This is a genomic window from Ruegeria sp. THAF57, from assembly GCF_903914075.1.
GTDB lineage: Bacteria > Pseudomonadota > Alphaproteobacteria > Rhodobacterales > Rhodobacteraceae > Ruegeria.
Window position 1 is genome coordinate 1 of record NZ_CAIWNQ010000008.1, and the last position, 18,693, is coordinate 18,693.

The window sequence follows — 18,693 nt, forward strand, 5'->3', positions numbered from 1 at the left end:
TCTCAACTGTCTCTCCAGCCCGTCCGACCGTCTCTCCGATCCGTCAGCACAACCTCAGCTGCGCCGGTGAAGGGGGTTCTAAGGTTTACCCCACAAAGCCGCAAGTGGAAAATTCAGAAAAATTCGAAAAAACTCAGGATTTATAATTTATTGTTTAATTACAGATTATTGTACAAAACTCACCTGACAAAACGAACACCCCAGGCCACCGTTTTCATGTGCGACTCAGGTTTTGCACAAGCTTACCCACAGACTCAGTCAGCGATCAGGCGGAATCGACTTGTCGGAATCGGCTGAACGGGTTCGACAGGGGCAAACGCAGGGCCAGAAGGGCCAGAATCGCACTCAGGTAGATCAGCGGTTCGATCTGGAACCCTTTTGCCAGCATCACGTAATGCAACCCCCCCAAAATCGCAGCCGGATAGACCAGGCGCTGCAGGACGCGCCAACGTGAACCCAAACGGCGTACCGACAGATCGTTGGAAGACAGGGCCAAGGGCAACAGCAACAAGAACCCGGCCATGCCCACCGTAATATATGGACGTTTGAGGATGTCCGCCCAAATCTGACTCGGCAGCTGCACATCCAGAACAAGCCACACCAGCAGGTGCAGGCTGACATAGGTAAATGTCAGCACACCCAGTGCACGTCGAAACTTAAACAGATTGAGGCCTGCAAAGCGCCTTAGTGGAGAAACAGCAAGCACTGCGATCAAAAGCTGCAACGCCAACTCTCCGTACCGGTGCTCCAGCGCCTCGATTGGATCAATACCCAGCCCTCCGGTCAGACCCTGATAGAACAGCCACGGTGCCGGGATCAGGCCCAGCAGGTAGACGGCCCATACAGGCACCCGGCGGAGTATCTGGTTCACGGTCTGCATACGCTTAGTAGTATTCCGACAGATCCATGCCGTCGTAAAGACCTGCCACCTCGGCCTCATAGCCGTTGAACATCAGCGTCGGAATACGTTTTGAGAACAGCCCGCCGCCAATGGTGCGCTCTGACGCCTGAGACCAGCGCGGATGATCTACGTTCGGGTTCACATTGCTATAGAACCCGTATTCGCGCGGATTGGCCATGTTCCAACTGGTCGGCGGCTCAACATCCGAAAGAGTAATGCGCACGATCGACTTGATGGACTTGAACCCGTATTTCCACGGCACCACCAGACGCAAAGGAGCCCCGTTCTGGTTCGGGATTGGGCGATCATAAATACCGGTTGCCATGATCGTAAGCGGATGCATCGCCTCATCCAGCCGCAGCCCCTCACGATAGGGCCAGTCGAGAACCGGATATTGGACACCGGGCATTTCATCCGGACGGTATGCCGTCTCGAACGCCACGAATTTGGCACCCTCTTGCACACCGGCCATGTTCAACAAATCCGACAGTTCGAATCCATTCCATGGAATGACCATTGACCATGCCTCGACACAGCGAAACCGATAGATGCGTTCTTCCACGGTCATCTCGGACATTACATCCTTGAAGTCGTACTCACCCGGTCTGTCGACCAGACCGTCGATTTTGATGCTCCAGGGCTCCGTCACCAGGGAATGGGCATATTTGGCCGGATCATCCTTGCGCGTCCCGAACTCATAATAATTGTTGTACGAGGTGATTTCTTCCCAAGTGTTCGGCTCCAGCGCTTCCTGCGCGCTGGCTTTATGCGACATCCCGGCCAAACCAACTCCGGCCAGCCCCGCCATCACCTGGCGACGATTCAAGAAGGCCGCCCGCGGGGTGATATCTGCCCGCGTCAATGTGTTGGTCCAGCGATGCGCCATTTATGTCTCCGTCATTGGCCAGTGTTAAGGAACAGGTAGGTCGGTCTTATCACAGGACCAAGGCAACATGCGTCACGATTGGGAGAAGTGACTGTAACGAAAACGGCCGCCGACCGAGGGCTTGGCCATGATCCAATAGCGGATCACGCCCGACAACCTGCAAATTTCGGGTCTAGTGACGCATACAGGCCATTCCGCTTTGTTTTTTTCGCTTTGTTTACATAGGGGACCTAGCGTCATGCTTGATATTGACGCCATACAGCGCACAGTTCCTGCGCTTACGTTTTTCTAGGCGCGAAGGGACGGAGTTTACGACCAATGGACATCGGTCGCTGAGGTCGCGCTTTGAATGAAACGGCAAATTTGATCGGAAAGGACGAATTATGAAAACGAAACTGGTTGCGGGCCTGTCGCTGGTTCTGTTTATCGCTGCATGCGCAGAGAAAGAAACCTACCCCATCTCCGGGTGCGACTCGAATGAAACCTTCCCCGTGACCTGCGAGGAAATCGGAGAAGACACGAACCTGGATGAAAACAACGCACAGGACCTGAACGCATTGCCGACCGGCGCCTGACGGCACCTGATCCAAAACACGGGGCTGTACCAGCCCCAACCGGCCCTGGAAAAACCCGCCTTCTCTGGCGGGTTTTTTGTTGGGGCTGCGCATTCCGACAAGCAGATACATTGGGTCGCCGTGGGGACACGTTCACACCAAAAGGCTATGCAGGTTGATTTTCAAAGCGGCGGTTGCGTCTGGGGTGGCTGCAACAGCCGCCAGCGCGTCGACACCTATGACTATGGCCGCGGGTCATAGCAAGATCCAAGACATGACCCATACCATACGCCCCAACTTTCCCACCTAGTGGGCGAACCCGGCTACGCCCCAGAGCCGATGTTCAAGTTTTCTGAACACGGTTTCAACCTGCAACGCCTGTCGGTGAACGAACATACGGGTACTCATATTGATGCGCCGTTGCGTTTTTCGGCTGACGGGGCTTCCGTCGACGAAATTTCGTTATCGGATCTGATCGCACCACTGTGCGCCGAAACATAGAGGGGGGGGTGCGGGCCTGCGCGGATATTCGCGATGATCTGAAGAAGTCGGGATGGAACCAACCTATTCCTGCGTGTCCCACCCCATCTGAAAAGTGAACTTGTGCATTTTGATCCGGGCAACAAAAAAGACCCTCCGATCGGGAGGGTCTTTCTTGTTCTTTAGGTCAGTGAACCACGGCGTCATCTGGTCTGGGTCGTTCAGACGTTCCCAGCCGATCCCCAATGATCAGCCCATCCGATCCGGCGGTCACGGGGACAGTCTCACCATCCTTGATCTCTCCGGCTAACAAAGCCTCGGCCAGCGGGTTCTGCAGCGCTCGCTGAATCACGCGTTTCAACGGACGTGCGCCGAAAACCGGATCATAGCCTTCGTTCGCCAGCCATTCCTTGGCCCCGTCGTCCAGCGCCAGTTCGATCTTGCGGGCGGCCAGACGTTTTTGCAGACGTGCCATCTGGATATCAACGATGCCATCCATATCTGCCCGCTTGAGCCGGTCAAAGATGATGGTCTCGTCCAGACGATTCAGGAACTCGGGCCTGAAATGTGCCCGGACTGCATCCATCACATCGCGTCGTGCCTGCGCACTGTCGGCACCTTCCGGCAGTTGGCTGAGCGCCTGAGACCCGAGGTTCGACGTCAGAATGATCAGCGTCTGCTTGAAATCCACGGCACGGCCCTGACCATCGGTCAGAACACCATCGTCCAGAACCTGCAACAGCACGTTGAACACATCCGGGTGCGCCTTTTCGACCTCATCGAACAGCACGACCTGATAGGGCCTGCGCCGCACGGCCTCGGTCAGCACACCGCCTTCGTCATAGCCGACATAGCCCGGAGGGGCCCCGATCAGACGGGCGACCGCGTGTTTCTCCATGAACTCCGACATATCGATGCGCACCATCGCGTTGTCGTCGTCAAAGAGGAAGTTGGCCACAGCCTTGGTCAGCTCGGTCTTACCCACGCCGGTCGGCCCGAGGAACAGGAACGAGCCCAGCGGGCGGTTCTCATCGTTCAGGCCCGCGCGCGCACGGCGCACGGCGTTGGCAACGGCGGTCACGGCGGCATCCTGACCGATCACGCGAGAATGCAGATCGTCTTCCATCCGCAGCAGCTTCTCGCGCTCACCCTCCAGCATTTTCGAGGTCGGGATTCCGGTCCAGCGCTCGACAACACTGGCGATCTGTTCCGGACGCACGGTTTCCTCAGCCATCATGGCGTTGCTTTCGGCGTTTTCGGCCTCGGTCAGCGTTTTCTCAAGCTCGGGGATGACGCCGTAGGAGAGTTCCCCGGCCTTGGCCAGATTGCCTTCGCGCTTGGCGATCTCCAGATCGGCGCGTGCCTTGTCGAGTTGTTCTTTCAGATCACGCGCACCGGCCAGCTTGTCGCGTTCGGCTTGCCATTGCGCGGTCATCTCTGCGGATTTCTCCTGCAGATCGGCCAGGTCCTTTTGCAAGGTTTCCAGACGGTCTTTGGAGGCCGCGTCATCCTCAAGCTTCAACGCCTCTTCCTCGATCTGCATTTGCAGAATCTGACGGTCGAGTTGGTCCAGCTCCTCGGGTTTGGAGTCTACCTCCATCCGCAAACGCGACGCCGCCTCATCGACAAGGTCGATGGCTTTGTCGGGCAGGAAACGGTCGGTGATATAGCGATGCGACAGCGTCGCCGCCGACACCAACGCCGAGTCCGAGATGCGCACACCGTGGTGCAACTCGTACTTCTCCTTGATGCCGCGCAGGATGCTGATCGTGTCCTCGACCGTGGGCTCCTGCACCATGACGGGCTGGAACCGGCGTGCAAGGGCCGCGTCTTTTTCAACGTATTTGCGGTATTCATCCAGCGTGGTCGCGCCGATACAATGCAACTCACCCCGCGCCAAAGCGGGTTTGATCAGGTTGGCCGCATCCATCGCGCCGTCGGATTTCCCGGCGCCGACCAGCGTATGCATCTCGTCGATGAACAGGATGATCTCACCCGCGGCTTCGGTGACTTCGGTCAGAACGGCCTTGAGGCGTTCTTCGAACTCACCCCGGTATTTCGCACCAGCAATCAGCGCGCCCATATCCAGCGCCAGCAGCTTCTTGTCCTTCAGCGATTCCGGCACATCGCCGTTGACGATACGCAGGGCCATGCCCTCGGCAATCGCGGTTTTACCCACGCCGGGCTCACCGATCAGAACCGGGTTGTTCTTGGTCCGGCGCGACAGAACCTGCATCGAACGTCGGATTTCCTCATCCCGCCCGATGATCGGGTCGATCTTGCCCTCAGCCGCAGCCTCGGTCAGGTCGCGCGCGTACTTCTTCAATGCGTCATATCCGTCCTCGGCAGACGCAGTGTCGGCGGTACGGCCCTTACGGATGTCGTTGATCGCTTCGTTCAGTTTCTGCGCCGTCACAGCGCCATCTTCCAAGGCATCCTTGGCCTTGGATTTCACCATGCACAACGCCATTAGAATGCGTTCAACAGGAACAAAGCTGTCCCCTGCCTTGGTGGCAAGCTTTTCGGCCTCAGCCAGAACCTTGGCGGTCTGGCCATCCAGATAGACCTGCCCGGTATCGCCTTTGACCTTAGGAATGCGTGCCATAGATGCGTCCAGCGCGTTTACAACGCGGCTGGGCGCGCCCCCGGCGCGGGTGATCAGGTTGCTGGCCAGTCCCTGATCGTCATCCATTAATGCTTTCAGCAAATGTTCGGGCGTCAGGCGCTGATGCTCTTCCCGCATCGCAATGGTCTGCGCCGCTTGCACGAAACCCCGTGCCCGCTCGGTGAACTTGTTCAAGTCCATAATAATCTCCTTTTCCAAGCGCCCTGTTTTGATGCACCCGCTTGGCGGCATGCGTCGGTCAGAGCCTCACATTCAATCTGGGAAATATCTGCCCCCGTTCAAGAGGCTGAACACAGATTCAGCCCCTATCTGCGCGGTATAGTGTAAACCGTGTACCCTCCGGTCTGGGCCACTTTCCGCGCGTTGTACATTGCAACCAACGATTGGGCTGCGTCGCTACCCGTCGGGCAAGACACAAGATCAGCCGCATCATCCAGGAAGTCGATGGTAAAGGCCGTTTCCCCGGTCAACTGACAATCGTCGTCGGTCGAGCGATAGCCCCCAACCAAACGTAGGTTATCGTTGGTCGGGGTCTTGATCACCATGTCAGCCGCCTCCTCCTCCAGTGGCATGTCCTGACACGCTGCCAATGCCAGGGCTGAACCCAGCATGATTAGTCGTTGTATTTTTTGTTTCATTCTCAAATCCGCTCCTGCAATTCAGGGGCATGATATCACATTAAGCACTCTATGCCGTGATCTGAGTCACTCCTCTATCCTGCATGGACAGAAGCCACCAAACCCGGTAGGACGCCGACGTTTGCCAAAAAGGAGCGCCCCATGTCCGATGACCGCCTGATCGTTGCCCTCGATGTCCCGAATGCGCTGCAGGGTCTGGCCATGGCCGAACGCCTTGGTGACTCGGTATCTTTCTACAAAATCGGTCTGGGTATGCTAACCGGTGGCGGGCTGGCGCTGGCCAATGAGCTGAAGCAGGATCATGGCAAACGCATCTTTCTGGACATGAAACTGTTCGATATCGGCAATACCGTCGAAAATGCCGTTCGGGGTCTGGCGCAGTTCGATCTGGACTTTCTGACGGTGCATGGAGATCCCCATGTAGTGCGCGCCGCAAAAGAAGGCGCTGCGGGCAAGGACCTGAAGATCCTTGCTGTCACGATCCTTACTTCGCTGAACCGCGACGATCTGGATGCGAGCCTGCTGAAAGACGGCGACGTGCAGGACCTGGTGGTTGAACGTGCCGCGCGCGCGCTTGAGGCCGGGGCGGACGGCGTCATCGCAAGCCCGCAAGAGGCTGCTTTGATCCGCGCCCTGCCCGAATCCGAGGGACGGTTGATCGTAACACCCGGTGTCCGCCCCGCTGGGGCCGAGCTTGGCGACCAAAAGCGTGTGGCCACCCCCGCAAACGCCATCGCTGACGGGGCAGATCACGTCGTGGTTGGCCGCCCGATCTATCGCGCCGACGATCCTAAAACCGCCGTTGACGCGATTCTGAACGAGCTTTCATAGCCTCAGGAAGCCAAGTCCAACCGGGGCTGACTAAAAAATTGGCACGTTAATTTCTTTGGAGCCACGGCCACGGACCGCGTGAACCACCCGGAAAATCGCACAAAAACGGCTAACAACAACTTGACCTTACGTCACTTTTCCCGCGCTCCGCGCCAAATCGTCCCTGTGCCCCAAAACACACATGAAAAATACGAGAATTCGTTATGTGATCTAGGTTCTATCGAAACGCGGGTTTTTGCGCGATTCTAGACTTGTGATACTCCCCGCGGACCGTATCTTCCTGAGGTCCGTTACCTCCCCCCGCCCACTTGCGGGGGGTCTTCTTTCGAAAACAATTTTCACGATTTTCACCTGTCCGCGCTTTGCCCGACGAGACAGAGTGCTATAAGTGTCCCTCCGATTTGCACTGACGTTTAGGGGAAAGTGCCCGATGCCCGGCTTTTGCCGAGATTGCCTGTCCATATCCTCGGATGCTCACCGATGCGGTGCCTGTGGTAGCCCCCGGATCAAATCGCATCCAGAGCTGTTCGACCTGTCGATTGCGCATATGGATTGTGATGCTTTCTATGCCTCGGTCGAAAAACGGGACAACCCGGAACTTGCGGATAAGCCGGTGATCATCGGCGGGGGCAAACGCGGTGTTGTGTCAACCGCCTGCTATGTTGCCCGCATCCGTGGGGTGCGGTCTGCGATGCCGATGTTCAAGGCGCTGCAACTCTGCCCGGATGCCGTCGTGATAAAGCCCCGCATGTCAGTTTACGCCGAGGTTTCGCGCAAGATACGCGCCATGATGGATGAGCTCACCCCGGTGATCGAACCCTTGTCCTTGGACGAGGCGTTCATGGACCTGTCTGGCACGGAACGCCTGCACGGTGCGCCGCCTGCTGTAATGTTGGCAGGCCTCGTAAAGCGTATGAAGGATGAACTGGGCGTCACAGGTTCGATCGGGCTGTCGCATAACAAGTTCCTGGCAAAGGTTGCCTCGGATCTGGACAAACCACGCGGGTTCTCTGTGATCGGACAGGCGGAAACGGCGACCTTTCTGTACGACAAGCCCGTCCGCCTGATCTGGGGCATCGGCCCCGCCGCGCAAGAGTCGCTGGATCGCGCCGGTATCCGCGCATTCTCGGACTTGTTGCGCTGGGACCAAGAGGCGCTGACCGCGCGCTTTGGGTCAATGGGTTATCGGCTTTGGCACCTGGCGCGCGGGCAGGACAAACGCCGTGTTTCCGCGCATGAACCGATGAAGTCCATCAGCAACGAAACAACGTTTTTTGAAGATACGGCCAATTTGGACATTCTGGATGGCCACCTGTGGCGCATGGCGGAAAAGGTGGCTGACCGGGCCAAAGCCAAAGGGCTGGCGGGGCGCGTCGTGACCCTGAAGCTGAAAAAAGCCGACCACAAAGTACTAACCCGGCGCGTGTCGCTCCGGGACGCAACTCAGATCGCGGATCGTATTTACCGCACCGCGCGTGGGCTGTTCGATCAGGTGGGCGATCAAGGTCCGTATCGCTTGTTGGGATGTGGCATTTCCGATCTCTGCTCTGAAGATCAGGCTGATATCTCGGGCGACTTGTTGGATCCGGGCGCATCCCAGCGATCGCAGGCCGAACGCGCCACGGACGAAATCCGGCGTCGCTTCGGAACCGACGCCATCGTCAAGGGTCGCGCCTTGCGGTGACGCTATTCTGCGGCCAGTCGCACAGACTCGTCGCCGATCTGTGAGATTTCCATGATGACCTGCCGCAGAGTGTCCCGGAATGGGGCGAAATTGGCGTTTGGCGTAATCCGCGTTTCGTCCATATATAGCGACCGGTCGATCTCAATTTGAATTGCGTGCTGATTGCGTCCGGGCCGACCATACGTCTGCGTAACATAGGCCCCCGCGAACGGCGCATTCCGGGCGACCGTCAGCCCGGCTGAGACAAACGCCGCTTCGATCCGATCCACGATCTCGGGCGAGGCAGACGCCCCAAACCGATCCCCCAAAACAATCTGTGGTCGGCGGGTGCTGTTGGTCCCTGCCATTGCAACCGCCTCATGCGGCATTGAATGACAGTCGATCAAAATCGCCTGTCCAAAAGAATCCAGCGATTCCTTCAGCAAGGACTTCAGGCGCGCATGATATGGGCGCCAACAAGTGTCGATACGCAGGCGCGCTTCATCCATCGTCAACTTGCCACGATAAATCGCGCGCCCATTCGCAACGACGCGTGGAATCACACCCAACCCCGATGTAACCCGAGGATTGTGACCCTGACGGCGCGCGCCTTCGATCAAAGCCGGGTCCAGCTCTTCGGCACTGCGGTTGAGGTCCAGATAGGCGCGGGGCTTGGTCGCCGAGATCAGCGGTGCGCCGCATTCGGCTGCGGGCGAAAACAACTGATCCACAAAGGCATCTTCCGAGGATCGAATCACATCCCGGCTCAGAACCGTCCGCTGCAGCAACGATTGCGGGTAATTCCGACCGCTATGAGGAGAGGAAAACACAACACAAGACGTGCGCTTGGCGGGCAAATCCAATACATAGGCTGTGTTCTGCATAACGACTCCTTGTTCGCGCCCAACATAGACCGGAAAATAGTTCTTCCAAACCCCTTGAACCCCTTTGCGACTCCTTTTATAGACCCCGCTACCGGCGCGGGGTTCCGCGCCCCATTTCGTTATGGGGCAGGGCACGCAAAGGTAAGTGGGCGGTTAGCTCAGCGGTAGAGCACTTCGTTGACATCGAAGGGGTCACAAGTTCGATCCTTGTACCGCCCACCATGATTTCACTGTCCCGGTTTTCCGGGGCACCCGATTAACCCAGGCGCTGGCCACGTCTTTGATGAAGGCGCCGCAGATTGGAGACAGACCCATGAAGGTCAAGAACTCGCTCCGCTCGCTCAAGAACCGGCACCGTGATTGCCGGATTGTGCGTCGCAAAGGCCGCGTCTACGTGATCAACAAGACGCAGCGCAAGTTCAAAGCTCGCCAGGGCTAAGAACCGCTTAATTCGAATAGAGAAAACCGCGCCTCCGAGCGCGGTTTTTTTATTGGCAGGTCAGAAAGTGATCCCTGCATGGATCAAGATACCGATGACCATCAGAATGTTGAGTACCATCGAGATTCCGTTGCCCACATAGATCGGTAATTTTCCAACAACCAGACCGTAGAAAAACCACAGCATCGAAAGCACGGCGTAAAGAGACCATGACAACAGGGACTGACCGCTTGCATGCTGGGAATGCGTAAAATACAGCTTCATGAGTTGCGGCAGCGTTGCAAACGGACCGACGACGCCAATGAAAACCATGAATCCCTCGAACCGGGCCATCCAGTGGCCGAGGTTTGATTTCTCCAGTTTTTCAGCCAGCGTTTCCGTCATCAGATGTGTCCTTTCGCATGGCACTCAATACAAACAATCCGCAGTCATCGCCCGGAAGCTTCCCGGCAATTTAGCCGTTTCCGGGCCCGCCACCAAGAAAAACGAAGAACCCGGGCACGGTAAATTCCCGTATCAGCGATCATTTTCCCAAGTAAATTTGTCAGATTATCTTGCATCCCTCTGAGAATCGTTTAATTGACCAAATCAGTCGGGTTACAGCCCGGCACGAAATTTCACTGTTGGGACATATGATGCTGAAATCCTCTACATGCGTTGCCGCCGCTCTGACGGCCCTGATTTCAACCTCCGCCGTGGCCGAGGGGGAACTGAACCTTTATTCCTCGCGCCATTACGACACCGACGAGCGCCTCTATTCCGATTTCGAAGACGCCACCGGCATCACCATCAACCGTATCGAAGGCAAGGCCGATGAGCTGATCGCCCGTATGGAGGCCGAAGGCGCGAACTCACCCGCCGATATCCTGCTGACTGTGGATACCTCGCGCCTGGCCCGCGCCAAGAACGCCGGCATCCTGCAACCGATCGACAGCGCGGTTCTGGAAGAACGCATCCCGGCCAACCTCCAGGACGAAGACAACCAGTGGTACGGCTTCTCGCAGCGTGCGCGGATCATCTTCTATGACAAGGCCGATGTCGCAAACCCTCCTGCCAGCTATCTGGATCTGGCCAAGCCGGAATACAAAGGTCTGGTCTGCATCCGGTCGTCCAGCAACACCTACAACCAGACCCTGCTGGCGTCGATCATCACCAATCACGGTGCCGAGGCCGCAAAATCATGGGCCGAAGGCGTTGTCTCAAACATGGCACGCGAACCGCAGGGCGGTGATACCGACCAGCTACGCGGGATCGTCTCGGGTGAATGTGAGATCGCCGTTTCCAACTCGTACTACTTCGCCCGCGCGCTGCGTAAAGATGTGAAGGGCCTGAGCGCAGATATCGACATGATCGGCGTGCAGTTCCCCGCACAGGACGCCGAGGGCGCGCATATGAACCTGTCGGGCGCAGGCGTCGCGGCCCATGCGCCGAACAAAGAGAACGCGGTAAAGTTCCTGGAATATCTCGCCGGTGAGCAAGCGCAGGTTTATTTCTCGAACGGCAATGATGAATTCCCCGCCGTGGAAGGTGTGGCGCTGGCCGACAACGTCGCATCGCTGGGCGCGTTCAAGGCAGACAAGGTGAACCTGTCCGAAGTCGCCAAGAACATCCCCGAGGCGCAGAAAATCTTCAACGAAGTTGGTTGGAAGTAATCAACCCAACAAAGTCACGAACCTGGGCGCAGAGAATTCTGCGCCCTTTTTTGTTGATTTTAGATGTGTTTTTCGCATACTTCTCATATATGAAAATTTTTCTCACTTTTGACAATGATGCATGACATATCGCATCGCCTCGCCAACAGGCTGAATGAGCTGCGCCGCGCGCGGGGTTTATCGCTGGACCAATTGGCAGATCAAAGCGGGGTCAGCCGGGCAACGCTGTCCCGCATGGAAAAGGGTGATGTCAGCCCCTCTGCAGAAACGCTTGGCCGGATTTGCGCCGCCTACGGCTTGCCGATGTCGCGCCTGCTGATGATGGTCGAGGACAGTTTTGAACCTCGCGTGCCATTTGAAAGTCAACCGGAATGGCGTGATCCGGACACCGGGTTTACGCGCCGGTCTGTCTCGCCTCCGGCCGCTGGGCTAAGTGGCGAAGTGCTGGAGGGGCACCTACCACCCGACACCGAGATCACTTATGACACGCCGCCCAAACCCGGGCAGGAACATCACCTGATCCTTCTTGATGGTGCCCTGACCCTGAGCGTGGATGGCGTTGCACATACGCTCACCGGGGGGGACTGCCTGCGGTATCACCTGTCCGGCCCCACGCGATTTGAAACGCCTGCGACCCGAGGTGCGCGATATTTATTGGTGCTGATATGATTTCACGGCTTGTGGAAAGTGAGCTCGACTATGCGTTGGACGATTTGTCCGACATCCTACATACCTGCGTGCAGAATGGTGCCAGCGTTGGATTCGTCCTGCCCTTTTCACCGGATGAGGCACGCGAGTATTGGCGAACGCACGTGTGGCCCAGCGCGCAATCGGGTGCCTTGGACATGTTCGCCGCACGGGACGCGGGCCGGATTGTCGGGACCGTGCAACTGATACCCGCGACCATGCCAAACCAGCCACACAGGGCAGATGTGGCCAAGCTGTTGGTTCACCCTAAAGCCCAGCGCAAAGGGCTGGGTCGCGCATTGATGACCGCCCTTGAGGAACGGGCGCGACAACTGGGTCGAACGATGCTGGTTCTGGATACGCGCAGCACGGACCCGTCGCTTATCCTCTATCAATCCCTTGGCTTTCAGATCGCCGGGGAAATACCGAATTATTGCCGGAACCCGTTCGAAAACCGGTTAGAGCCGACAACCTATATGTTCAAGGACCTGTCCTAAACCTAGGCATTGCGCCTAGGCGACAACGGCACCAGAAACGCCGGGCAACAACCGGAACAGGCTTGCAACACCTCCGCTTCGCGGTGTCACTATCAACAGGATGGTTGGAGAAGCTGCATGAAGCCGCGATTGATTGGGGGTCTGTTTATGTGCGCCGTGGTTCTGGCCGCCTGTGCGCAGACGCAACGATCATATGAAAAGACCGTAACAACTTCGGTTTCGGCTCGCCCGAACAGCGGCTTGTCACAAACGGCGCAAAGACTGGGCGACCCAAGGGACGGCCGGTCCGGCGTCAAGCTCATCAGTGACGGAGAAGAGGCGCTTGTATCGCGCCTTTTGCTTGCCGCCGCAGCGGAACAGACGATCGACGCGCAGTATTACCTTCTGCACAACGACACGACGGGGCACCTGTTTGCCGCCAGCCTGCTGCAGGCCGCCGACCGAGGAGTTCGGGTCCGACTGCTGCTGGATGATATGGACACGTCCAGCTATGATGCGATGACAGCCGCGTTGGACAAGCACGAGAATATCGAGATCCGCCTTTTCAACCCATTCTGGCGCGATCAAAGCCTGCTGGTCGCCGGACTGACCGACTTCAAACGCATCAACCGCCGCATGCACAACAAGTCGATGACGGCCGACAATGTGTTTACCATCGTAGGTGGTCGCAATATCGGCTCCGAGTACTTTCTGGCCCGCAAAGAAATGAACTATGCAGACCTTGATGTGCTGGCGACAGGCCCTGTCGTGCGTCAGGTCTCGGACAGCTTTGATTCCTACTGGAACAGCGAGTTTGCCGTCCCAGCGAGCGTTGTCATCGAAGACCCCGAAACCATCTCGTTAAGCGACGCCCGTATCCGCCTGACCGAGCTTGTGGAGGAGGCAAAGCCGACGCCTTATGGATCAGCCTTGCGCAGATCAGCGAAAGAAAACTTTGCAGATGGGGCACTGAGGCTGGATTGGGTTCCCGCACAGCTTTACGCCGACCCGCCGTCCAAAGCGGCCGGTGCAGACAGCGCGGACCCCATTCTTGCCTCGCAACTGCTACCTTATTTTGAAGATGCTGAAAGGGAAGTGAACATCATCTCGGCCTATTTCGTGCCGCGCACCAATGGCGTCAGGTGGATGACCGAGATGGAAAACCGCGGCGTCGAGGTGAAGGTCGTGACCAATTCGCTGGCCTCCAACGATGTGGCCCCGGTCTATGCCCACTATGCCAAGAAACGCCGCGCCCTGTTGCGCGGCGGGGTCGAACTTTATGAGCTGCGCCCCGACGCCTATCAGGTTCAACGGCGGGGCATAAACTGGGCGCAATCGCGTTCGGGCCTGCATTCCAAAGCGTTTGCTGTTGATGACCGTTACCTATTCGTGGGGTCATTCAACTGGGATCCGCGATCGGTCAATATCAACACAGAAATGGGTATCTTGATCGACTCGCCTGCGCTGACCACGCAGACTATGGCCGCGCTTGATAATGCTTTGCCGGCTTATACCTACAGCGTCACACTCGAAAGGGCCGGTCAGTTGAAGTGGACCACCCAGAACGAGGACGGCACCATAGCGGAATATGATGCGGAACCAACCGGGTCCGTTTGGGATCATATTCTGGCCGGTTTCTTTGCGGTTCTGCCCATCGGATCACAGCTTTAGGGAAAGAACGACCCGGCACGCTAGCCCACTTCAGGAAGGAGCAAGGCCATGAAGTATTTCAAGCTGTATGCCGACGCCGACGGGGAAAGCCATTGGACCGACATCGACGTTCCGCTGCGTGAACGCAGCTTTGCCCCGCCCGCCAAAGCCATCGAAATATCTGACCCCGAGCCTGCCACTCAATTCATGTTTCTGCGGTTGCAATCCGGGTGGGACGAACCCGTTCACCCAACGCCTGTCGCGCAGAAACTTGTCTGCCTGTCCGGGTCTGTGCGGGTCACCGCAAGCGATGGCGACATGCGCGATGTGGGTCCGGGGGACGTTTGGCATATGGAAGATACCCACGGCAAAGGTCACCACACCGTTGTCACCAGCGCCGACGATTTTGAAGCCGTCATTATCCAGTACGGATAGCTCTCTACCTCAATCAAAACCCCGCGCGGGCAGATTTCGGGTATACTGGCCCCGATGAATTGCACCTTCTCGCGGGCGTTCTGGAGGAGACGGATATGGAACAGCGGCTTTCGGCCATCCTTGCCGCCGATATGGTGGGTTACTCGCGGCTAATGGAATTTGACGAACTGGGCGTTCTGACCCGTCAAAAAAAATATCGCCGGGAATTGATCGACCCCGAAATCGCACGCAGCCGTGGCAGTATCGTGAAAACCACAGGTGACGGTATGCTTGCCACATTCGAGTCTGTGCAAGACGCGGTCAAATGTGCCGTCAACATCCAGAAAGCTATGAACCAAAACGAAACCGAACTGGAGGACGATCAGAGAATTCGGTTTCGCGTCGGTATCAATCTGGGCGACGTCATTTTCGATGACGGTGATATATTCGGCGACGGGGTGAACGTGGCCGCGCGGCTGGAAGGTCTTGCGGAACCGGGCGGTGTCTGCGTTTCCGATATCGTGCATCAAGCCGTCCAAGACAGGGTCGATGCCCCGTTTCGCGACATGGGCGGCCAGCGCGTTAAGAATATCAGCCGTCCGATCCGTGTCTGGCACTGGTCGCCACAAGCACCCCGGCAACGAAAAGCGCCTGACATCTCGCTGCAGCAGCGCGTCAAGTTTTGCCGGTCACAGGACGGGGTCAACCTTGCATGGGCAAGCACCGGACAGGGAACGCCTGTACTGAAGGCTCCGAACTGGCTCAACCACATCGAATACGAATGGACCAGCCCGGTCTGGGGCGATTTCCTGTCCGAGATGTCGAAACTGTGCCAACTGGTTCGTTTCGACCAGCGAGGCAATGGCCTGTCCGATTGGGACGTTGACGACATATCCGAGGACCGGATGATTGATGACATGGTCGCCGTTGCCGACGCCGCCGGGCTGGAGCGTTTCGGGCTGTTGGGGATCAGTCAGGGATCGGCGTTTTCCGTCCGATTTGCCACAAAATACCCCGAGCGAGTCAAATTCCTTGTCCTCCTCGGAGGTTACGTCCGAGGGCGCATGTCGCGCGGTGACGCAGAGGCCGAGCAATTCTACGAAGCGTCACGCGCCATGGTATCGACCGGCTGGGGGTCACCCAATCCGGTTTACCGCCACTTCTTTACGTCATGCTATATGCCTGATGCCACGCCGGAAGAAGGGGCCAGCTTTGATGAAATGCAACGCATTTCCGCCAGCCCTGAAACGGCGCTTCGCATCATGGAAATGAACGCCCATGTAGATGCGCGCGCCGATGCGCAGGGCATTCGTGTCCCAACGCTGGTCCTGCACGCAAAGGGCGATTTGGCCGCCCCAATCAGCGAAGGCCGCGAAACTGCGCGTGAAATTCCCACAGCGGAGTTCGTCGAACTTCCCGGTTCGAACCATTGCATGATCCGGGGTCATGCGGGATTTAATGAGTTCTTTCAGGAAATCGGACCCTTTCTGAAAGAACACGGCAGCTAGGGCCCAATTCGAACGCGCCAAAGACTTAACCTGTTGTCAGGGTGCTGCGTTGGGCGCCCGATCAAACTGTGTTCCCGCGCCACGCCAAGAAATTGAGTCTGCTGAGTGATCAGTTTCATTTTGCCGGGAATCACTTTCGGGCATTATGATCCAAGAATGTTTAATGAGTTTTATGAGTTGATAGATGTACCCTTCGCATATTGGCGCGCATTGCAGCGCCACCACTGACGTTCAAAGAAACGAGTTCGCGCAGAAATACCCTTTGCTGGATGACGCATCGGTTCATGCGCAATGGAAGAACGGATCCTGGCAGATCACGAGGATCGGAGATATCTGGAAGAGAACGGGAAAAATAATGTCCGTACCTCATGACGGGACGGATGCTTTCCCCTCGTTTCAGTTCGCCGAGGACGGGACCCCATTGCCCCTGATGGAAAAAGTCCTCAAGGCGCTGCCCTGTGAAATGACGCCCTGGCAACGGGCTTATTGGATGACATCCCCCAGAAAGGAACTCGGGGGCCAATTCCCGGCACAATGCATAAGAGCGGGAGACGAACGCGTGATCGACGCCGCCGGACGCACCAAAGGCGTTCCGCGCGAGTAAGCTGTGGCCCACCTCTCAGAACGCAGCTTTTAGCCGTATATTCACGCTAAGCCGTCGTGCTTTGGCTGTTTCGATGCGCAACTCGCGGAATGACGGCTGCCAACGCGACCGTATATAAGCCCGCAAGCAGGTGAGCTTCGACCATACCCAAAAGCCTCCCGAACGAGGTTTAGATCGGAGCGAGGACCTGACCGTATTGGAGGATGACAGCTTCGAAGTCACGGGGCTGCAGGCCACAGCCGGCGGACAAGAGGATCTGGAATTCCATTGCTTAAAAATTTGTAGGGACGCTCATAACGATGCATTCCCAACATTGATTTCATTGAAGAAAATCTTGGAAGCTTGTCCATAACTCTGCGCGGTATTTGCGCATAACTTTGCACGATTTGCCCATAAGTTTGCGTGCCACAGAGAACCCATCGAACAAACCAGCTCCTATGGCTTATCTGCAATTCTCAAATGCAACTTATTCCCAATCGCCAGCAGACGAGCGCCACGTCTTAGCGTCCGCATCCCAAGCACTGGCGGTGACGCAAGGCGTCGGGTTTATTCCATCGCAATTGGATCCATGAATATCTGCCACAACAACGCGTTGACGCCCAAAATCAACGACCGTCCAGCCTTGGTTAAGCAAGGAGTGCACCTCTTCACTAATCCAAAAGTGCGACATGCATCCGCCAGTACCGCAATAAAGAGATGCGGCGCTTGAACACGCGAATCCAGACTCATTCAGAACCCAGTCGTGTTGAAGATCTCCGTCGAGATCGACCCTCTCAACCGCACCCCAGGCTATGTCAAACTGACCGTCGTTGAACTCCCCGCAGGCCTGTTCCGCCAGATCAACCTTTGCCCGCAAACCGGGCGGAAGTTGCGAAACATCAGCCGCAACAGCTGGTGAGGTCCAAACAAGGCCCGAAGCAAGCACAATCCCGGCGACCAAACATTTCATCTGACGCGCTATTTGGAAAGCTGGTAGGCAGGAGGTATCAATTGCACTGATCATACCTGTAGTCCCCATATTCCAGCCAGTTTTCCGAGCCGTCGCTAAAAATCAGAAACTCGGACCTGTCTTCCCCAAGCAGGGCGACGAAAAATCCGGTCGGCGGCTCAGAGTTTCCGAAGTAGCTGTAGGCGGTCATGGCTCTGATCGACTCGCCGTTGACCGTCACTCGCGCGTCCCACTCCCCCTCTGGATTGTCCAAAATTACGGGTTCGATCACGCGCTCTATCGCCCCGCCACCACAATAGACGATGCCTTCGGGTGCTTCGTAGGAGGCCCCCTGACCATCATCTGAATCGCACGCGGAACGAAGGGACCGAATTGCCGCGCCGGAACCTTTTAAGTCAAAGATTCCATAGCTGATATCTTGATCAACCATCGACAAGTTTACCGATGCATTGGCCGCAAGCTGGTCTAGTACAAAACCATAGTCCTGCTGACTGTTGAAGCTGACCTCGACCGGATAATTGTCGACGATTTGCACGGCAGCGTTTTCTGCGCCAACCTGAAATGCCCCAACTTCGGTGGTGCCGTTCTTCAAAAAACGAATGGAGAGCCCTTGCTTCTCCACAATGTCCCGGCTGTCCTCATATCCAGCCGGAGCAAAGCGGATACGGTTACACTGAAGCTCCAGGGTCATGTTTCCTGTCTGAATAAATGCATTGGGATTAGGCCCGGAGTTGAACGACCACTCCGCTGATGCTGTGGTCGCTCCTGCCATCAGTAGCATTCCAATGGAAATGGTTTTTAAGCTCATTTTTTCTCTCCATTGAGTTACGGTTCGCACTGTCATTCGGCAG

The 18,693-nt window shown here is 56.9% G+C and carries 20 protein-coding genes and 1 tRNA gene; 13 read left to right on the forward strand and 8 right to left on the reverse strand.

Translation table 11 applies throughout. The annotated features are described in order from the left end of the window. Positions 1–265: 265 nt before the first annotated feature. Positions 266–880 (reverse strand): protein-methionine-sulfoxide reductase heme-binding subunit MsrQ, encoded by a 615-nt coding sequence (msrQ, locus tag RUESEDTHA_RS16680; protein WP_180887834.1) that lies wholly within the window; start codon positions 878–880, stop codon positions 266–268. 4 nt (positions 881–884) lie between these two features. Further along, positions 885–1,787, reverse strand: a complete 903-nt coding sequence (gene msrP, locus RUESEDTHA_RS16685) for a protein-methionine-sulfoxide reductase catalytic subunit MsrP (protein WP_180887835.1) — start codon at positions 1,785–1,787, stop codon at positions 885–887. A 383-nt stretch (positions 1,788–2,170) separates the two neighbouring features. Between msrP and RUESEDTHA_RS16690 the strand changes: the two genes are divergently transcribed. Both RUESEDTHA_RS16690 and RUESEDTHA_RS20920 read left to right on the forward strand, forming a co-directional pair. Continuing rightward, a complete protein-coding gene (locus RUESEDTHA_RS16690; RefSeq protein ID WP_171126118.1) occupies positions 2,171–2,362 on the forward strand; it encodes a hypothetical protein in 192 nt (63 codons plus the stop codon). Positions 2,363–2,680: 318 nt separating this feature from the next. Beyond that, a complete protein-coding gene (locus RUESEDTHA_RS20920; protein ID WP_255431793.1) occupies positions 2,681–2,842 on the forward strand; it encodes a cyclase family protein in 162 nt (53 codons plus the stop codon). 166 nt (positions 2,843–3,008) lie between these two features. Here the strand turns inward: RUESEDTHA_RS20920 and clpB are convergent, their stop codons facing one another. Continuing rightward, positions 3,009–5,627: an ATP-dependent chaperone ClpB gene (clpB, locus tag RUESEDTHA_RS16700; RefSeq protein WP_180887836.1), complete on the reverse strand. Its 2,619-nt coding sequence runs from the start codon at positions 5,625–5,627 to the stop codon at positions 3,009–3,011. Between the two features lie 125 nt (positions 5,628–5,752). Then, positions 5,753–6,085 (reverse strand): hypothetical protein, encoded by a 333-nt coding sequence (locus RUESEDTHA_RS16705; protein ID WP_255431794.1) that lies wholly within the window; start codon positions 6,083–6,085, stop codon positions 5,753–5,755. A gap of 141 nt (positions 6,086–6,226) precedes the next feature. On the opposite strand from RUESEDTHA_RS16705, the gene pyrF reads away from it, so the two are divergent. Both pyrF and RUESEDTHA_RS16715 read left to right on the forward strand, forming a co-directional pair. Beyond that, the gene (gene pyrF, locus RUESEDTHA_RS16710; protein ID WP_180887837.1) at positions 6,227–6,916 is read left to right on the forward strand and encodes an orotidine-5'-phosphate decarboxylase; all 690 of its coding nucleotides are present in this window, start codon (positions 6,227–6,229) and stop codon (positions 6,914–6,916) included. A gap of 430 nt (positions 6,917–7,346) precedes the next feature. After that, positions 7,347–8,600 carry a DNA polymerase IV gene (locus RUESEDTHA_RS16715; RefSeq protein ID WP_180887838.1) on the forward strand — a complete coding sequence of 418 codons (1,254 nt, stop codon included), beginning with the start codon at positions 7,347–7,349 and terminating at the stop codon, positions 8,598–8,600. 2 nt (positions 8,601–8,602) lie between these two features. On the opposite strand, the gene RUESEDTHA_RS16720 is transcribed toward RUESEDTHA_RS16715, so the two are convergent. Beyond that, on the reverse strand, positions 8,603–9,463 hold the full coding sequence (locus tag RUESEDTHA_RS16720) for an N-formylglutamate amidohydrolase (protein ID WP_180887839.1): 861 nt from the start codon (positions 9,461–9,463) through the stop codon (positions 8,603–8,605). Between the two features lie 147 nt (positions 9,464–9,610). Between RUESEDTHA_RS16720 and RUESEDTHA_RS16725 the strand changes: the two genes are divergently transcribed. Both RUESEDTHA_RS16725 and ykgO read left to right on the forward strand, forming a co-directional pair. Beyond that, positions 9,611–9,685, forward strand: a tRNA-Val gene (locus RUESEDTHA_RS16725). Between the two features lie 91 nt (positions 9,686–9,776). Continuing rightward, positions 9,777–9,902, forward strand: a complete 126-nt coding sequence (ykgO, locus tag RUESEDTHA_RS16730) for a type B 50S ribosomal protein L36 (RefSeq protein WP_008755722.1) — start codon at positions 9,777–9,779, stop codon at positions 9,900–9,902. A gap of 60 nt (positions 9,903–9,962) precedes the next feature. Here ykgO and RUESEDTHA_RS16735 read toward each other — a convergent pair whose 3' ends face one another. After that, the gene (locus RUESEDTHA_RS16735) at positions 9,963–10,286 is read right to left on the reverse strand and encodes a SemiSWEET transporter (protein WP_171126128.1); all 324 of its coding nucleotides are present in this window, start codon (positions 10,284–10,286) and stop codon (positions 9,963–9,965) included. A 251-nt stretch (positions 10,287–10,537) separates the two neighbouring features. Here RUESEDTHA_RS16735 and RUESEDTHA_RS16740 point away from each other — a divergent pair, with 251 nt between their 5' ends. The 7 genes from RUESEDTHA_RS16740 to RUESEDTHA_RS16770 all read left to right on the forward strand — a co-directional run bounded on the left by RUESEDTHA_RS16740 (position 10,538) and on the right by RUESEDTHA_RS16770 (position 16,893). Then, complete coding sequence (locus RUESEDTHA_RS16740; protein ID WP_180887840.1) at positions 10,538–11,554, forward strand: Fe(3+) ABC transporter substrate-binding protein; 1,017 nt, start codon at positions 10,538–10,540, stop codon at positions 11,552–11,554. Between the two features lie 114 nt (positions 11,555–11,668). After that, positions 11,669–12,223, forward strand: a complete 555-nt coding sequence (locus tag RUESEDTHA_RS16745; protein ID WP_180887841.1) for a helix-turn-helix transcriptional regulator — start codon at positions 11,669–11,671, stop codon at positions 12,221–12,223. Then, the gene (locus RUESEDTHA_RS16750; RefSeq protein WP_180887842.1) at positions 12,220–12,738 is read left to right on the forward strand and encodes a GNAT family N-acetyltransferase; all 519 of its coding nucleotides are present in this window, start codon (positions 12,220–12,222) and stop codon (positions 12,736–12,738) included. Before RUESEDTHA_RS16745 ends, RUESEDTHA_RS16750 begins: the two co-directional genes overlap by 4 nt. Positions 12,739–12,855: 117 nt before the next feature. Further along, positions 12,856–14,388, forward strand: coding sequence for a phospholipase D family protein (locus RUESEDTHA_RS16755; RefSeq protein ID WP_180887843.1), 1,533 nt, complete (start codon positions 12,856–12,858; stop codon positions 14,386–14,388). 48 nt (positions 14,389–14,436) lie between these two features. Then, entirely contained in the window at positions 14,437–14,802 is a 366-nt protein-coding gene (locus RUESEDTHA_RS16760; protein ID WP_180887844.1) for a cupin, read from the forward strand. A gap of 95 nt (positions 14,803–14,897) precedes the next feature. Further along, positions 14,898–16,289: an alpha/beta fold hydrolase gene (locus tag RUESEDTHA_RS16765; RefSeq protein WP_180887845.1), complete on the forward strand. Its 1,392-nt coding sequence runs from the start codon at positions 14,898–14,900 to the stop codon at positions 16,287–16,289. 184 nt (positions 16,290–16,473) lie between these two features. Further along, positions 16,474–16,893: a hypothetical protein gene (locus tag RUESEDTHA_RS16770; RefSeq protein WP_180887846.1), complete on the forward strand. Its 420-nt coding sequence runs from the start codon at positions 16,474–16,476 to the stop codon at positions 16,891–16,893. A 466-nt stretch (positions 16,894–17,359) separates the two neighbouring features. Here the strand turns inward: RUESEDTHA_RS16770 and RUESEDTHA_RS16775 are convergent, their stop codons facing one another. After that, the gene (locus RUESEDTHA_RS16775; protein WP_180887847.1) at positions 17,360–17,896 is read right to left on the reverse strand and encodes a hypothetical protein; all 537 of its coding nucleotides are present in this window, start codon (positions 17,894–17,896) and stop codon (positions 17,360–17,362) included. Continuing rightward, on the reverse strand, positions 17,880–18,650 hold the full coding sequence (locus tag RUESEDTHA_RS16780) for a hypothetical protein (RefSeq protein WP_180887848.1): 771 nt from the start codon (positions 18,648–18,650) through the stop codon (positions 17,880–17,882). The genes RUESEDTHA_RS16775 and RUESEDTHA_RS16780 overlap by 17 nt, the downstream gene beginning before the upstream one ends. Positions 18,651–18,693 lie beyond the last annotated feature (43 nt).

Coding starts and splice junctions, on each gene's coding strand:
- msrQ (WP_180887834.1), bottom strand. CDS start 880: ATGCAGACCGTGAACCAGATACTCCGCCGGGTGCCTGTATGGGCCGTC.
- msrP (WP_180887835.1), bottom strand. CDS start 1,787: ATGGCGCATCGCTGGACCAACACATTGACGCGGGCAGATATCACCCCG.
- RUESEDTHA_RS16690 (WP_171126118.1), top strand. CDS start 2,171: ATGAAAACGAAACTGGTTGCGGGCCTGTCGCTGGTTCTGTTTATCGCT.
- RUESEDTHA_RS20920 (WP_255431793.1), top strand. CDS start 2,681: ATGTTCAAGTTTTCTGAACACGGTTTCAACCTGCAACGCCTGTCGGTG.
- clpB (WP_180887836.1), bottom strand. CDS start 5,627: ATGGACTTGAACAAGTTCACCGAGCGGGCACGGGGTTTCGTGCAAGCG.
- RUESEDTHA_RS16705 (WP_255431794.1), bottom strand. CDS start 6,085: ATGAAACAAAAAATACAACGACTAATCATGCTGGGTTCAGCCCTGGCA.
- pyrF (WP_180887837.1), top strand. CDS start 6,227: ATGTCCGATGACCGCCTGATCGTTGCCCTCGATGTCCCGAATGCGCTG.
- RUESEDTHA_RS16715 (WP_180887838.1), top strand. CDS start 7,347: ATGCCCGGCTTTTGCCGAGATTGCCTGTCCATATCCTCGGATGCTCAC.
- RUESEDTHA_RS16720 (WP_180887839.1), bottom strand. CDS start 9,463: ATGCAGAACACAGCCTATGTATTGGATTTGCCCGCCAAGCGCACGTCT.
- ykgO (WP_008755722.1), top strand. CDS start 9,777: ATGAAGGTCAAGAACTCGCTCCGCTCGCTCAAGAACCGGCACCGTGAT.
- RUESEDTHA_RS16735 (WP_171126128.1), bottom strand. CDS start 10,286: ATGACGGAAACGCTGGCTGAAAAACTGGAGAAATCAAACCTCGGCCAC.
- RUESEDTHA_RS16740 (WP_180887840.1), top strand. CDS start 10,538: ATGCTGAAATCCTCTACATGCGTTGCCGCCGCTCTGACGGCCCTGATT.
- RUESEDTHA_RS16745 (WP_180887841.1), top strand. CDS start 11,669: ATGATGCATGACATATCGCATCGCCTCGCCAACAGGCTGAATGAGCTG.
- RUESEDTHA_RS16750 (WP_180887842.1), top strand. CDS start 12,220: ATGATTTCACGGCTTGTGGAAAGTGAGCTCGACTATGCGTTGGACGAT.
- RUESEDTHA_RS16755 (WP_180887843.1), top strand. CDS start 12,856: ATGAAGCCGCGATTGATTGGGGGTCTGTTTATGTGCGCCGTGGTTCTG.
- RUESEDTHA_RS16760 (WP_180887844.1), top strand. CDS start 14,437: ATGAAGTATTTCAAGCTGTATGCCGACGCCGACGGGGAAAGCCATTGG.
- RUESEDTHA_RS16765 (WP_180887845.1), top strand. CDS start 14,898: ATGGAACAGCGGCTTTCGGCCATCCTTGCCGCCGATATGGTGGGTTAC.
- RUESEDTHA_RS16770 (WP_180887846.1), top strand. CDS start 16,474: ATGTACCCTTCGCATATTGGCGCGCATTGCAGCGCCACCACTGACGTT.
- RUESEDTHA_RS16775 (WP_180887847.1), bottom strand. CDS start 17,896: ATGATCAGTGCAATTGATACCTCCTGCCTACCAGCTTTCCAAATAGCG.
- RUESEDTHA_RS16780 (WP_180887848.1), bottom strand. CDS start 18,650: ATGAGCTTAAAAACCATTTCCATTGGAATGCTACTGATGGCAGGAGCG.